The sequence below is a fragment of the Streptomyces sp. NPDC032822 genome, assembly GCF_055578825.1.
In genome coordinates this window covers 251,556-264,881 of the sequence record NZ_JBVIOL010000008.1, presented here as the reverse complement: position 1 = coordinate 264,881, position 13,326 = coordinate 251,556, and the positions used below count along the sequence as shown (strand labels likewise).

Here is a 13,326-nt window from a genome sequence, read left to right as displayed (position 1 = left end):
CGGCGGCGCTGTCGGCCGAGCAACTGCCTCAGCAACCGACCGAGTTGCCGACCGAGTGAGCAGCCGCCAGGGCCGCCGACGGAGCAACCGCCCGCGTTGCCGCTCGTCTTGCCGGCCGAACGTTCGCTATCCCACCCGCACCCACACCGGCGCGTGATCCGACCCCGGCGCGCCCCGCCGCTCCGCCGGATCCGGTCCCACCGACGGCAGCCGCAGGGGCTCGGCGGCGCCCGGCAGCCCCGTCCCGGCCTCCGACACGCGGTGCACGAGACGGTGGCTGACCAGGATGTGGTCGATCAGTTCGCGGCGCCCGGAGTTGACGCGGGAGTAGCGCTGCTCGGCGGGGATGAAGGGGGCCACGTTCCACAGCCGGGTCGCGTCGCCGCGGTCGGCGGCCTCGAAACCGGCGGTACCGATCTCGGAGCCGGGCGGGCCGAGCAGGATCTGTGTGGTGGCCGCCTGAACCTCGTCGTTCAGGTCCCCGAGGACCGCCACGTCCCGCTCGCGCCCTTCGCCGGCCAGCAACTCGTCGGCCAGCGCGCGCAGTGCCGTCGCCTCCGCGGTCCGCCGGTTGAGGGCGTAGGCGCCGTACCGTGCCCGTTCGCCCTCGTCACGCGGCTGGAACCGGCCGCCGGGGAACGACAGCAGCTTCGACTTGAGATGGGCGACCGCCACCCTGAGCGGCCCGGTCCCGGTCGTCGCCTCCACCGCCAGGAAACCGCGGCCCGACTCCGCCACCGACACGCCCTCGTCGTCCACCTGCACGGGCCGCAGCTTCGCCGGGAACGCGCCCGTGTCGGACAGCACCTCGAACGGGGTACGACCGAGGAAGCCGACCCGGATGCCCCGGCTGTCCGGACGCCGGGAGAGCGCGAGGTGCCACTCGCCGTCCAGCATCCCGGCCAGATCCCGCAGCGCCTCGGGTTCACCGACCTCCTGGAGGCCCAGCAGCGCCGGGTCGAGCTCCGTGACGACGGCCGCCAGCGCGGCGAGCTTCGTCTCGTAGGCGGCCTTGTCCTTGGGGCCGGACGGCCCGCCGGGACGGTAGAGGTTCTCCAGGTTCCAGGTGCCTAGGAGCATGCCGGGCCCCTTCCAGAAGCCGTCGGACGGCGGGCGGTCGTCAGGCCAGGGTGCCCGGGCCGCACGCCCCGGCGACAGCGCCCCGACGGGATGCGCGATTCGGCTCACGCGGGGCGACTACGGCGTCGTACGTTGGCGTGATGAGCGACTCTCCCGCCGAGCGCGCCGAACGCCCTGCCCCTGCCGATCCCGCCGCGCCCGCCGATCTCGTCGTCACCGGCTGCACCGTCCTCGTCCACGACGAGCAGGAGCGGATCGGGTTCGTGGAGGACGCCGCGATCGTCGTACGGGACGGAGTCGTCACGTCGGTGACGCGTGCCGCCGAGGCCGCGGAGCTGCCCGCCGCCGAACGCCTCGACGCGCGCGGCCAGATCGCCCTGCCGGGGCTGATCAACTGTCACACCCACGCCCCCATGGTCGCGCTGAGCGGGCTCGCCGAGGACCTGCCCACCGAGGAGTGGTTCAACGACGTCGTGTGGCCCGTGGAGTCCAACCTCACCGCGCGGGACGTCGAGCTGGGCGCGCTGCTCGCCTGCGCCGAGATGATCCGCGGCGGGGTCACCTGCTTCGCGGACCACTACTTCAGCATGGACGCGGTCGCCGCCGTCGTCACCGAGTGCGGGATGCGGGCGCACCTCGGCGAGGCGTACTTCTCCTCGCAGGGTCCCCAAGGCCGGGAGAAGTCCCTGGAGTTCGCGCTACGGCACCGGGGCGGCGCCGACGGCCGCATCACCACCACGCTCGCCCCGCACGCCCCCTACACCGTGGACGACGCCGACCTCGCCGCCACCGCCGCACTCGCCCACGCGCACGGACTCCCCGTGCACCTCCACGCCTCCGAGAACCGCGACCAGACCGACACCAGCCTCGCCCGGCACGGCGTCACCCCGATCGAGGTCCTCCAGCGCACCGGCATCCTCGACACGGACGTCCTGCTCGCGCACGGCACCGGCATCACCGAGCGCGACCTGCCCGTCCTCGAAGGCGCCACGGGCCGTACGGCCGTCGCCACCGCCCCGCGCGGCTACCTCAAGTTCGCCTGGCCCACCACCACACCGGTGCGGGCCCTGCACGACATCGGCATCCCCGTCGGGCTCGCCACCGACGGCGCCGCCTCCAACAACTCCCTGGACGTGTGGGAGTCGATGGCCCTGACCGCCCTGATCCAGAAGTCCACCACGGGCGACCCCCGCTGGCTGACGTCCCGGCAGGCCCTGCACCACGCCACGCTGCAGAGCGCTCGGGCGGTCGGCCTCGGCGAGAGGATCGGCCGCATCGCGCCCGGCCACCGGGCCGACCTCGTCCTCGTCGACCTCACCGGCCCGCACACCCAGCCCGTGCACGACCTCGCCGCGACCCTCGTGCACAGCGCCCGCTCCTCCGACGTGCGCACCACGATCGTCGACGGCCGCATCCTGATGCGCGACCGCACGCTGCTGACCATCGACCTGCCCGCGGTGGTCGCGGAGTTGGGGGAGCGCCTCCCCGCCCTCGTCGACCGGAGCCACGGCCGGCGGATCCAGGACTACGACACCTGACACGGCCGCGCGCAAAGAAGTCCGGGCGCGGCGTTCCCGGCGGAAAGTTCCCGGAGGAAATATCCCGCGACGGCGATGAGTTCCGTTCCTCCCCCCGGTCACCACTGGGAACGGGACCGTTGCACAGGAGGAGCCATGTCGCTTCCGGGAATCGTCTCGCGTGCCGAGTGGCGTGCGGCGCGGGCGGAGTTGCTGTTGAAGGAGAAGGTCGTCACCCGCGCGCGGGACGCGCTCAACGCCCAGCGCCGCGGGCTGCCGATGGTGGAGATCGACACGGAGTACGTCTTCGAGGGCGGAGACGGCAAGGCCACACTGCTCGACCTCTTCGAGGGACGGTCCCAACTCGTCGTCTACCACTTCATGTTCGCGCCCGAGTGGGACGCCGGCTGCCGCAGCTGCTCGGGCTTCCTGGACCAGATCGGGCATCTGGCGCACCTGAAGGCACGCGGTACGACGTTCGCCGCCGTGTCGAGAGCGCCGTACCCGAAGATCCTGCCGTTCAAGGCGCGGATGGGCTGGGCGGTCCCCTGGTACTCGTCGTTCGGGAGCGACTTCAACCACGACTTCGAGGCGACCCTGACCTACGAGGGGGAGCGGATGGAGCGGCCGGGCATCAGCTGCTTCCTGCGGGACCGGGAGCGGGTCTTCCACACGTACTCGACCTACGAACGCGGTCTCGACGGGCTCGGCTCGACCACCAGCCTGCTGGATCTCACCGCGCTGGGGCGACAGGAGGAGTGGGAGGAACCCGAGGGGCGCGCGTCGGCCCTGGGGGCGCCCGCGGGCAGCGAACGTGTCCGTTATCACGACGAGTACGAGGACTGACACGAAGGGTGACGGAGATCGTCGTACGGTGACAGGACCCTCACACTCCGGGGTGAACAAGTGTCAACTACGTCTCAGTCCCGCAACTGAGCGAGGCGATCGGCTGCCGGAAGGCGTTAACTCCTACAACTAGGACGCTTTCTGGAGGTGCAGGGTGGTGAACGGGCGAACAGTGCTCGAACGCTTTCCCGCAGGTGGGCCGCGAGGCTCGTGGCCGGCGGAGGAGTTCGCGCAAGCGCGGCGGCTTGAGGGCATGCCCGCCGAAGTCGTCATGGACCTTGCCACGGACATGTTCCTGGTGATCGTGCGCAGCGGAGAGGCGGCGGTCGACGCTCTCGCGTGAGATGCGTGCGGTCAACCCGCCTTCGGGGCGGGCACCTTCGCGGGAACCTTCGCCGTGAACTGGTCCGCCTGGAGCGAGTACAGCTCCGCGTAGACCCCACCGGTCGCCAGCAGCTCGTCCGGCGTCCCGGACTCCACGAGCCGCCCCTGATCCAGCACGTGCACCAGGTCCGCGTGGCGTACGGACGCCAGCCGGTGGGTGATGAGGATGACCGTCTGGCCGGTGCCCGCCAGGGCGCGGATCTTCTCGAAGACCTCCAGCTCGGCCCGGGCGTCCAGGGCGGCGGTCGGCTCGTCCACGATGAGGATGCGGCCCTGCCGGTAGGCGGCCCGGGCGATGCCCAGCCGCTGCCACTGTCCGCCCGACAGCTCGTGCCCGCCGCTGAAGTTGCGGGCCAGCAGGGTGTCCAGGCCGCGCGGCAGGTCTGCCAGCACGTCCTCGGCGCCGGCCTCCCCGACCGCACCCGCCACCCGTTCGTCGGTGAGCGGCGCGGAGGAGCGGCCGACCGCCACGTTGACGCGGGCCGTGAACGGCCAGCGCTTGAAGTCCTGGGCCACCATCGCGACGCGCTCGGCGAGCAGGTGCCGGTCCGCGCCCGCCGCGTCGACGTCGTCCCACAGGATCCGGCCCCGGTCGGGGGTGTACAGCCCGGCCAGCAGTTTCACCAGCGTGGTCTTGCCGGAGCCGTTCTCGCCGACCAGCGCGACGATCTTGCCGAGCGGCACGGCGAGGGTCACGTCGGCGAGGGCGGGACGGGTCGCGTCACCCGGATAGCTGAACGTGACGTTCTCGAATCGGATCTCGCGCGGATCCTCCGGCAGCGGGGTGCCGCCGACCGGGATCGCGCGTTCGGCCGCCTCCACGTAGAGCCGCTGCAGGTCGCCGACGAAGAGCGCCTCCTCGTGCAGCGCGTTCATCTCCACGACGAGGGTCCCAAGGCTCTGCGACCCCGTACGGATGGCGATCACGGCCGTGCCCGCCACCGACAGCGCCATCGCGCCCGCGAGCAGCAGCCCGCCCAGCGTCGCGTACGTCGCCGCCGTCGCCAGACCGGTCCAGGCCGCCGCGATCAGCCCCGTACGGGCCGCCAGCCGGGCCAGCCGGGCCTGCTCTGTCTCGGCGGTCTCCGCCATCGCACGGAAGTGCCGCAGCAGGAAGGGGCCCACTCCGTGCACCCGGATCTCGGGAGCCGCCTCCGGCTCGATCAGCAGCGCGCCGAGCAGCCGCCCCGCGCGCACGTGCTGCACCCAGGCGTGGAAGGACGCGTAGCGGCGGCGCGCCATCGTCAGCGCGCTCCAGGCGCTCGGCAGGGTCATCGTCACCAGCAGCGGCAGCAGCGCCGGGTGCAGCACGGTCAGGACGCCCGCCGCCGCGATCAGTGAGATCACCGCGTTCACCACGCGCGTGGCGTACGTGATCATCCGCTGGGCGGAGGCGGCCCCGTACTGGGCGGTGTCCAGCAGCTTGTGGAAGGCGTGGTCCTCGATCGCGGTCAGCTCCACGGTCGCCGCCCGCTCCAGATACCGCTCGGTCGCCACCCGCTCGACCTTGGGACCCAGCCGTCCGGTGGCGTACGTCGACGCGGCCCGCAGCAGTGCCCCGACCACCATGACGGCGGCCATCACGACCAGCGCGGGGGCGGCGCCGCGCAGCCGGTCGTCCAGGGGGCCGCCTTCGATCAGCCGGCCCAGCACGCTGTTGACCGCGAGGAGGCTCACGGCCTGGGTCAGACCCCGGCCGACCTCGGCGGTCAGGACGGTCCGGGCGGCCTGCCGGTCCGCCTGCCAGGCGAGTCGGAAGCTGGCCGTGAGCAGCGACGGCAGGCGGCTGAGCATGGCCCGGAAGTTCAGCTCCAGGAACGCGTCGGCATGCGAGTTCCAGCCCATGTCGTAACGCAACGGGCCGCCGAAGAGCAGCTGCTCCGAATCGGAGACTCCGGGGTCGCCTGGGGCGCCGGATCCCGGTGTGTCCGGGGCGCCCGGTCCGGGCCCGTCCGGGGAGGCCTTGTCGCGCTTCCTTCCCACCGTGGGCCTCCCGCGATCGTGGACGGACGGCCACTATCGCGGGGTGGAGTTACAGAGGGCAGGGCGCATGCGGGGCCGGCGGGAGCGCGCGGGCGCACGACCGGCGAGCTACGCGCTGATGGGCCGGGACCAGGTGGGAGTGGTGCCGGTGAGCCGGCACAGGGTCAGGAAGAGCGGTATCGGCGGGGTGTACGGAATGGTGCCCTCAGGCCGGTGGATCAGCTCGGGGGCGGCCGGCGCGTCGGGGACCGTGGCGCCGGTGACGTAGCGCGTGGGAAGCGGCCACTCCAGGGCGTAGTCCGAGTCGGACGGAACGATCCACCACCAGTGCGTCTCGTCGGCGTAGACGCACCCTGTCTGCGGCAGCCTGGCCGTCAGCAGCGGGCCGTACCGGGCGGGCACCGCCACCGCGTCCCAGCCGAGCGGGGCCGTCATGCCCTCCGGCAGGGGCAGGCGGCGCGGGGCGCCCACCGTCCGCAGTCCGCGACGGAGGCGGACCAGCGTGTCCATGTTCAGCACCTGGCCGCCACGGGATCCTCCGCTCACGCCCTGCCTCCGTCCCGGCCGTGCTCGTACCGATGTGCCGCGGTCTCGGATGCCGCGCGGTGATGTGTCGTTTCCTCAGGCGCCGGGCGTGCCCACTCGGCTTCCTCGGGCACGGGGCGGGCCCACTCCGTCTCCTGGGCCGTCGGGCGGGCCCACTCCGCGGGAACCGCCGCGTGCCGTGCCTGAGCCTCGTCCTCCTCGCCCGAACCGCCGGACGGCTCCGGCTTCGGGCGGGCTCCCCAGCCCAGGTCGTTGCGCGGGACGGCGGCGTCGTCACGGGGTGCGTCGGCCTTGCGCGGCAGTTCCGCCCAGACCAGCAGGCCGGGGCCGTGCTCGTGGGCTCCCCAGGCGTGACAGAGGGCGTCGATCAGGAGCAGTCCCCTCCCCTGCTCCTCCTCGGCGCGCTGCGAGGACGGGCGTGGCTCACCCGGCGCGCAGCCCTCGTCGCGCACGGCTATGCGCACCAGGTCGTCACCGTCGTGCAGCTCGCAGACCACATGGTTGCTCGCGGTGTGCACGATGGCGTTGGTGACCAGCTCGGAGACCACCAGGGCGGCCGAGTCGCAGGTGTCCTCGCAGACCGACCAGTGGGTCAGGCGAGCCCGGGTCAGCCGTCTGGCCTGTGCGGGAGAACCCGGATGGGCGGCCAGTTCGAAACGGAACCGGCGTGCGGCGGCTCTGTCGGGCCCCACTCCCGCCCTCGTGCTCGGCGTCGCTCGCACGGGGGGACCCCCAGCGGCGCCGAGACCGGTGGGGCGGTCCGCAGCGGCATCTGTTCCTAAGGGCGGGGACGGAATCACGCTTGCCACTATCGCCCCGCCGTGAACACTTGGCAAGTGTCACTCTGAAAAATGCAGAGTGCTGTATGACGCGGTGAAGTGCCGTGGCACACTGCTCGCAACAGCACGTCGAGCGGCGCCAGTTGGGATCACCGGAGATTCGCACAGATCTTCGAATGGGTCTTCGAATGGCGCCGTAGGGCTGTCGGCATGCTTTTGTGGCCGGGGCGGATTCCCCTGGTGGTCGTCCTGTCGGAGATATTTCCTGACAGTGACTTTGTGGAGGTGGAGGGTGAGCGAACCGCGGTCCGCGCCGACGGTCGGCCAGGTCGTTCTCGGTCGGCGCCTGCTGGATCTGCGGGAGCGCGCCGGCCTCAAGCGCGAGGAGGCCGCCCGTATCCTCCGCGTCGCCCCCGCCACGGTCCGCCGGATGGAGATGGCCGAGGTCGGGCTCAAGATCCCCTATCTCCAGCTCCTCCTGAAGTCGTACGGAGTCTCCGACCTGGAGGCCGAGGGTTTCGTACAGCTCGCCGAGGAGGCCAACCAGCCCGGCTGGTGGCAGCGGTTCCACGATGTGCTGCCCGGCTGGTTCTCCATGCACGTCAGCCTTGAGGGAGCGGCCGCCCTCATCCGCCAGTACGAGCCGCACTTCGTGCCCGGTCTGCTCCAGACCGAGGACTATGCGCGTGGCGTCCTGAGATCCGGGGCGATCGGCCAGACCAGCCCCGACGACATCGAGCGCCATGTCGCGCTGCGCATGCAACGACAGGAACTGCTCACTCGTCCGGATGCGCCCCGGCTGTGGGTCGTCATGGACGAGACCGTCCTGCGCCGCCCGGTCGGCGGTCCGGAGGTGATGCGTGCGCAGATCGACAAGATGCTCGACGCCACGAAGCTGCCCAACGTCACGTTGCAGGTCGCCCCGTTCGCCAACGGGCCGCACCCCGGCACGTACGGGCCCTTCGTGCTGTTCCGATTCGCCGTGCCGGAACTCCCGGACATGGTCTACAGCGAGTACCTGACCGGCGCCGTCTATCTGGACGCGCGCACAGAGGTGGCGACCCACCTGGAGGTCATGGACCGCATGGCGGCGCAGGCCGCTACGGCACATCGCACGAAGGAGATCCTCAGGGATCTCCGCAAGGAGTTGTGAATGGATCGCATCAAGCCGCGCATACAGGTCTACAACGGCATGCCCGCGCGGGAGTTGGGCAGCGAAGGCTGGCACAAGCCGTGGAGCGGCGGCAACGGCGGGAACTGCCTGGAGGCGATGAAGCTCGCCGACGGCCGGATCGCCGTCCGCCAGTCCACCGACCCCGACGGTCCGGCCCTGATCTACACCCCGGCCGAGATGACCGCGTTCATCGAGGGCGCGAAGGCGGGGGAGGCCGACTTCCTCCTGTCCTGAGGTGATGGGCTGACTATTACTCAACTCCCTTGTCTTGATGCTGAATTGGCTGAACCGGCTGAATTGATGGGTACGGAACTAATGGTTGAGATCGACACCGGCAAGCCCCATCCCGCGCGCATGTACGACTGGTATCTCGGCGGCAAGGACAACTACCCGGTGGACGAGGCGATGGGCCGCCAGATGCTCACCCTCGATCCGCGGGTGCCGGTGATGGCACGGGTCAACCGGGCCTTCATGCACCGCTCCACCCGCTGGCTCGCCGAACACGGCGTACGCCAGTTCCTCGACGTCGGCACCGGCATCCCCACCGAGCCCAACCTCCACCAGATCGCCCAGCGGGTCGCGCCCGACGCACGGGTCGTCTACTGCGACAACGACCCGATCGTGCTCGCCCACGCGGGCGCCCTGCTGCGCGGCACGGACGAAGGGGTGACCGAGTACCTCCAGGCCGACGTACGGGACCCGGACGCCATTCTCGAAGGCGCCCGGAAGATCCTGGACTTCGGCCGGCCGGTCGCGCTCTCGCTCGTCGCGCTGCTGCACTTCGTCTCCGACGAGGACGGCGCGCACGACCTCGTCGGCCGGCTGCTGTCCGAACTGCCCTCCGGCAGCTACCTGGTGGTCAGCCACGCCACCGCCGACTTCACGCCCGAGGAGTCGAAGGCGGCCACCGAGAAGCTCAAGGCCGCCGGCGTCACCCTGGCGCTGCGCTCCCGCGAGGAGTTCGCCCGCTTCTTCGACGGCCTGGAACTCGTCGAGCCGGGCGTCGAGGTGCCGCAGCGCTGGCACCCCGAACTGGGCGATCCGGTACCCGGGCAGGACGACGGGGTCATCCCCGGGTACGGGGCGGTGGGGCGCAAACCTTGACCGACGGCCCAGGGGCGCGCAGCGACGAGGGCGGACGGCCTCAGGCGGTATCGGAACCACGACAGCATGCGGCGCGGCGCGTGAGCCGGCCGGCTCATCGCCACCCCGGGGAGCGGCGGGGGAGGGGGCGCCGCCCCGCCACAACCGCCCCCCGGCGTCGACATCCCGCGCGGTTCCTCCGCGAGGAGCGGCCCTCGGCTCCTCCGGGGGCAGGACGCCGCGTGGGACCGCTCCTGCGCGGGCGGGATCCCGCGGCTCACTCAGCGGGCGGCAGCACCCCGCACAGCGCGTCCAGGGCCGCCCCGTAGGCGTGTTCCGAGGGTGTCGCGTATCCCACCACCAGGCCGTCGCGGGTCGGCATGTAGGCGTCCGGGTGCCGGAACTCGCCGAGGCCGTCCAGGGCGACACCCTGCCAGGCGGCGGCCTTCACGGTGGAGCGCTCGGTGCCGGGCGGCAGCCGCAGCACGGCGTGGAGTCCGGCCGCCACCCCGGTGACCTCGACATGCGGCGCGTGCGTGGCGAGCGCCGCGGCCAGCCGGTCCCGACGGCTGCGGTACCGCTGCCGCATCCGCCGCACATGACGGTCGTAGGACCCACGGGAGACGAAGTCCGCGAGGCTCAGCTGGTCCAGGACGCTCGCCCAGGCCTCCCGCTCGCCCTTGGCGGCGACCACGTCGTCGACGTACCGCTCCGGCAGCACCATCCAGCCCAGCCGCACCGCCGGGGACAGACTCTTGCTGACCGAACCGACGAAGATCACCCGCTCCGGGTCGAGGCCCTGGACGGCGCCGACCGGCTTGCGGTCGTAACGGAACTCCCCGTCGTAGTCGTCCTCGACGATCACACCGCCACGCGCGCGTGCCCAGTCGACGACCGCGGCCCGGCGTGCGGGATCCAGCGGCCCGCCGGTCGGGAACTGGTGAGCGGGCGTGAGCAGTACGGCCCGCTCGCGCCCCAACCGGTCGACCCGCGCCCCGTGTTCGTCCAGCGGGAGCGGTACGGTCCGCACCCCGCCGGCGTCCAGCAGCTCCCGGTGGAACCCCAGCCCGTACGCCTCCACCGCCAGCGGACCGCGCAGCACCCCGCCGCCCCCGCCCCGGTCCTGGCCGAACAGCAGCCGCAGCGCGTGCGCGAAACCGGAACAGATCACGATCCGGCCCGGCTCGGTCCGCACCCCACGCGCGCGTGCCAGGTATTCGGCGAGCGCCTCCCGCAGCTCGACGCGGCCCGCCGGATCGCCCGGCCCGAACACCTCGTTGGGCGCCTGCTGGAGGGCCCGCCGACAGGAGGCCAGCCACGCCGCGCGCGGGAACGAGGACGCGTCCGGGCTGCCCTGCCGAAGGTCGTGCCGTGGGCCACGCGCGCGTGGAGGTGCCTTCCGGGGCACTCGGTCGGCGGGTCGCAGTGGTCGGGCCCGCTCGGCGACCCGGGTGCCCGAGCCCTGCCGGGCGGTGAGCCAGCCCTCCGCGACGAGTTCCGCGTACGCGTCCGCCACCGTGTTGCGGGCGACCCCGAGGTCGGCGGCGAGCGAACGGTACGGCGGCAGCCGGGTGCCGGGAGCGAGCCGTCCGCCCCGCACGGCCTCCCGCAGCGCCCGGATCAGCGCGGCCCGCCGTCCCCCCGGGCCGGACAGTTCCAGATGCAGGTCGGCCCCGATCCGCTCAGCGGAATTGACCCACGATTCATCCATGGAAATGCACCCTACAGAGGGTCTTTCCGGCTCGTAGGTTGGTGCACATGACGACACACACGCACCACACCACGACCGCCGGCACCAGCACCGACATCACCGCCGCGGTGGCCTCGGCCGAGGGCCGGCGGACCCGAGTGGACCTCGCGAAGGCCGCCCCGAAGGTCTTCCGCGCCCTCGTCGGGTTCGACGCCGCCGCCCGTGAGGGACTCGACCCCGCCCTCGTCGAACTGATCCAGATCCGCGCCTCGCACATCAACCACTGCGCGTACTGCCTGCACATGCACACCAACGACGCGCGCAAGGCCGGCGAGAGCGAGGACCGGCTGCACCTGGTCGCCGTCTGGCGCGAAGCCCGCCACTTCTTCACCGAGAAGGAACAGGCCGCCCTCGCCCTCACCGAAGCGGTCACCCTGGTCGCCGACGGCGGCGTCCCCGACGACGTCTACGCCCGGGCCGCCGCCCACTTCGACGACCGGGAACTGGCCCACGTCCTCGCCCTCGTGCTCACGATCAACACCTGGAACCGGGTGGCCCTGTCCACCGGCAAGGTGGCGGGGACGGACGAACGCCGCTGACCGGACGCCGCCGACCGACACGCGGCCCGCTCACCCGCACCCGGGAAGCGGGCCGCCGGTCCGCACGGCCACCGCCCCGGCCTACACGACCATGGGGCGGTCGTACGGCCCGATCGGCGCCTGCAGCTGCGAGCTCCCGGTGAGATGGCGGTCGACGGCCGCCGCCACCGCCCGCCCCTCGGCGATGGCCCAGACGATCAGCGACTGACCCCGCGCGGCATCCCCGGCGGCGAACACACCGGGGACGTTCGTCGCGAAACCGGCGTCCCGCGTGAGCGTTCCGCGCGGTTCGAGGCCCAGCCCCAACTGGTCGATGAGCCCGTCCCCCCGGTCGGGCCCGGAGAAGCCGAGGGCGAGCAGCACCAGGTCGGCGCGCAGGGTCCGGCCCGAGCCCGCCACCGGCCGCCGCTCCGCGTCGACCTCGACGAGATGCAGCGACCGCACATGCCCGTCGGCGTCCCCGGTGAACCGGAGCGTGGACGCCGCGAACAGCCGGGCGTCCGCGTCCGCCGACGGAGCGGTCCGCAGCTCGCCGGCCTCCTCGTGCGCCGCCGAGAGACGGTAGATCTTCGGGTACGTCGGCCAGGGATCGATGTCCTCGTCCCGCTCGCCCCCCGGCTGCGCGTAGATGTCCAACTGGGTGACGGACGCGGCACCTTCCCGCACCGCGGTGCCCAGGCAGTCCGCCCCCGTGTCACCGCCGCCGACGATGACGACATGCTTCCCGGCGGCCGACATCGGTGAGACCTCAAGATCCCCCTCGCACACCCGGTTGGCCGGCGGCAGATACTCCATCGCCTGCAGGATGCCGGTCAACTCCCTTCCCGGCATGTCCAGTTCTCGCCAGGCCGTCGCCCCGGTGGCGATCACCACGGCGTCGTAGCGCGCCCGCAAGCCCGTGCCTTCGACGTCCCGCCCGACCGTGGTCGACGTGCGGAACTTGGTGCCCTCCGCCCGCATCTGCTCGATCCGCCGCTCCAGATGGTGCTTCTCCATCTTGAACGCGGGGATGCCGTACCGCATCAGCCCACCGAGCCGGTCGTCCTTCTCGTACACCACGACCGTGTGCCCCGCCCGGGTCAACTGCTGTGCCGCGGCGAGCCCGGTGGGCCCCGACCCGATCACCGCGACCGTCCGCCCGGACAGCCGGTCCGGCGGACGCGGCGGCGCGAACCCGAGCTCCCACGCCCGGTCCGCGACGGCGACCTCGACGTTCTTGATGGTCACCGCGGGCTGGTTGATGGCCAGCACGCACCCCGCCTCGCAGGGCGCCGGGCACAACCGGCCGGTGAACTCGGGGAAGTTGTTCGTGGCGTGCAGCCGGTCGGCGGCCCTGCTCCAGTCCTCCCGCGACACCAGGTCGTTCCACTCGGGGATCAGATTGCCGAGCGGACAGGCGGCGTGGCAGAACGGGACACCGCAGTCCATACAACGGTCGGCCTGCTTGCTGACGATGGGCAGCAGGGCCCCCGGGACGTACACCTCGTCCCAGTCCCGCACCCGTTCCCCGACCGGCCTGCGCGGCCAGTCCTGGCGGGGCGTGGTCATGAATCCCTTGGGATCGGCCATGGGTGTCTTCCTTGCCTACGCGTACGACGCTCGCGCGTCCGACGTGGCCGTGCGTCATCGGGCGGCACACCTGGGG

The 13,326-nt window shown here is 72.2% G+C and carries 12 protein-coding genes and 1 pseudogene; 7 read left to right on the top strand and 6 right to left on the bottom strand.

The annotated features are described in order from the left end of the window. Positions 1-126: 126 nt before the first annotated feature. On the bottom strand, positions 127-1,080 hold the full coding sequence (locus tag ACZ5VD_RS24075) for an endonuclease/exonuclease/phosphatase family protein (protein WP_468683232.1): 954 nt from the start codon (positions 1,078-1,080) through the stop codon (positions 127-129). Between the two features lie 140 nt (positions 1,081-1,220). Here ACZ5VD_RS24075 and ACZ5VD_RS24070 point away from each other — a divergent pair, with 140 nt between their 5' ends. The 3 genes from ACZ5VD_RS24070 to ACZ5VD_RS24060 all read left to right on the top strand — a co-directional run bounded on the left by ACZ5VD_RS24070 (position 1,221) and on the right by ACZ5VD_RS24060 (position 3,786). Continuing rightward, positions 1,221-2,618 (top strand): amidohydrolase, encoded by a 1,398-nt coding sequence (locus tag ACZ5VD_RS24070; protein WP_468683230.1) that lies wholly within the window; start codon positions 1,221-1,223, stop codon positions 2,616-2,618. A 135-nt stretch (positions 2,619-2,753) separates the two neighbouring features. Further along, complete coding sequence (locus ACZ5VD_RS24065; RefSeq protein WP_468549540.1) at positions 2,754-3,443, top strand: DUF899 domain-containing protein; 690 nt, start codon at positions 2,754-2,756, stop codon at positions 3,441-3,443. Between the two features lie 157 nt (positions 3,444-3,600). After that, positions 3,601-3,786 carry a hypothetical protein gene (locus ACZ5VD_RS24060; protein WP_468549541.1) on the top strand — a complete coding sequence of 62 codons (186 nt, stop codon included), beginning with the start codon at positions 3,601-3,603 and terminating at the stop codon, positions 3,784-3,786. Between the two features lie 11 nt (positions 3,787-3,797). Here the strand turns inward: ACZ5VD_RS24060 and ACZ5VD_RS24055 are convergent, their stop codons facing one another. The 3 genes and pseudogenes from ACZ5VD_RS24055 to ACZ5VD_RS24045 all read right to left on the bottom strand — a co-directional run. After that, a complete protein-coding gene (locus ACZ5VD_RS24055) occupies positions 3,798-5,672 on the bottom strand; it encodes an ABC transporter ATP-binding protein (RefSeq protein ID WP_468683356.1) in 1,875 nt (624 codons plus the stop codon). Positions 5,673-5,918: 246 nt separating this feature from the next. Further along, complete coding sequence (locus ACZ5VD_RS24050; protein WP_468683355.1) at positions 5,919-6,320, bottom strand: hypothetical protein; 402 nt, start codon at positions 6,318-6,320, stop codon at positions 5,919-5,921. Between the two features lie 206 nt (positions 6,321-6,526). Next, positions 6,527-7,192 (bottom strand): annotated as a pseudogene (locus ACZ5VD_RS24045) (ATP-binding protein); the annotation flags it as partial. A 235-nt stretch (positions 7,193-7,427) separates the two neighbouring features. On the opposite strand from ACZ5VD_RS24045, the gene ACZ5VD_RS24040 reads away from it, so the two are divergent. From ACZ5VD_RS24040 to ACZ5VD_RS24030, 3 genes are all read left to right on the top strand, one after another. Then, a complete protein-coding gene (locus ACZ5VD_RS24040) occupies positions 7,428-8,288 on the top strand; it encodes a helix-turn-helix domain-containing protein (RefSeq protein ID WP_468549542.1) in 861 nt (286 codons plus the stop codon). After that, positions 8,289-8,543 carry a DUF397 domain-containing protein gene (locus ACZ5VD_RS24035; RefSeq protein ID WP_468549543.1) on the top strand — a complete coding sequence of 85 codons (255 nt, stop codon included), beginning with the start codon at positions 8,289-8,291 and terminating at the stop codon, positions 8,541-8,543. Between the two features lie 81 nt (positions 8,544-8,624). After that, positions 8,625-9,413 carry an SAM-dependent methyltransferase gene (locus ACZ5VD_RS24030; RefSeq protein ID WP_468549544.1) on the top strand — a complete coding sequence of 263 codons (789 nt, stop codon included), beginning with the start codon at positions 8,625-8,627 and terminating at the stop codon, positions 9,411-9,413. A gap of 256 nt (positions 9,414-9,669) precedes the next feature. On the opposite strand, the gene pdxR is transcribed toward ACZ5VD_RS24030, so the two are convergent. Next, positions 9,670-11,103: a MocR-like pyridoxine biosynthesis transcription factor PdxR gene (pdxR, locus tag ACZ5VD_RS24025; protein WP_468683229.1), complete on the bottom strand. Its 1,434-nt coding sequence runs from the start codon at positions 11,101-11,103 to the stop codon at positions 9,670-9,672. 47 nt (positions 11,104-11,150) lie between these two features. Here pdxR and ACZ5VD_RS24020 point away from each other — a divergent pair, with 47 nt between their 5' ends. Beyond that, positions 11,151-11,681, top strand: a complete 531-nt coding sequence (locus ACZ5VD_RS24020) for a carboxymuconolactone decarboxylase family protein (RefSeq protein WP_468683228.1) — start codon at positions 11,151-11,153, stop codon at positions 11,679-11,681. 81 nt (positions 11,682-11,762) lie between these two features. Here the strand turns inward: ACZ5VD_RS24020 and ACZ5VD_RS24015 are convergent, their stop codons facing one another. After that, on the bottom strand, positions 11,763-13,250 hold the full coding sequence (locus ACZ5VD_RS24015; RefSeq protein WP_468683226.1) for a glutamate synthase subunit beta: 1,488 nt from the start codon (positions 13,248-13,250) through the stop codon (positions 11,763-11,765). Positions 13,251-13,326 lie beyond the last annotated feature (76 nt).

Excerpts from the sequence above, each read along its gene's own strand:
- ACZ5VD_RS24075 (WP_468683232.1), bottom strand. The coding sequence starts at position 1,080 with ATGCTCCTAGGCACCTGGAACCTGGAGAACCTCTACCGTCCCGGCGGG.
- ACZ5VD_RS24070 (WP_468683230.1), top strand. The coding sequence starts at position 1,221 with ATGAGCGACTCTCCCGCCGAGCGCGCCGAACGCCCTGCCCCTGCCGAT.
- ACZ5VD_RS24065 (WP_468549540.1), top strand. The coding sequence starts at position 2,754 with ATGTCGCTTCCGGGAATCGTCTCGCGTGCCGAGTGGCGTGCGGCGCGG.
- ACZ5VD_RS24055 (WP_468683356.1), bottom strand. The coding sequence starts at position 5,672 with ATGGGCTGGAACTCGCATGCCGACGCGTTCCTGGAGCTGAACTTCCGG.
- ACZ5VD_RS24050 (WP_468683355.1), bottom strand. The coding sequence starts at position 6,320 with ATGGACACGCTGGTCCGCCTCCGTCGCGGACTGCGGACGGTGGGCGCC.
- ACZ5VD_RS24035 (WP_468549543.1), top strand. The coding sequence starts at position 8,289 with ATGGATCGCATCAAGCCGCGCATACAGGTCTACAACGGCATGCCCGCG.
- ACZ5VD_RS24030 (WP_468549544.1), top strand. The coding sequence starts at position 8,625 with ATGGTTGAGATCGACACCGGCAAGCCCCATCCCGCGCGCATGTACGAC.
- pdxR (WP_468683229.1), bottom strand. The coding sequence starts at position 11,103 with ATGGATGAATCGTGGGTCAATTCCGCTGAGCGGATCGGGGCCGACCTG.
- ACZ5VD_RS24020 (WP_468683228.1), top strand. The coding sequence starts at position 11,151 with ATGACGACACACACGCACCACACCACGACCGCCGGCACCAGCACCGAC.
- ACZ5VD_RS24015 (WP_468683226.1), bottom strand. The coding sequence starts at position 13,250 with ATGGCCGATCCCAAGGGATTCATGACCACGCCCCGCCAGGACTGGCCG.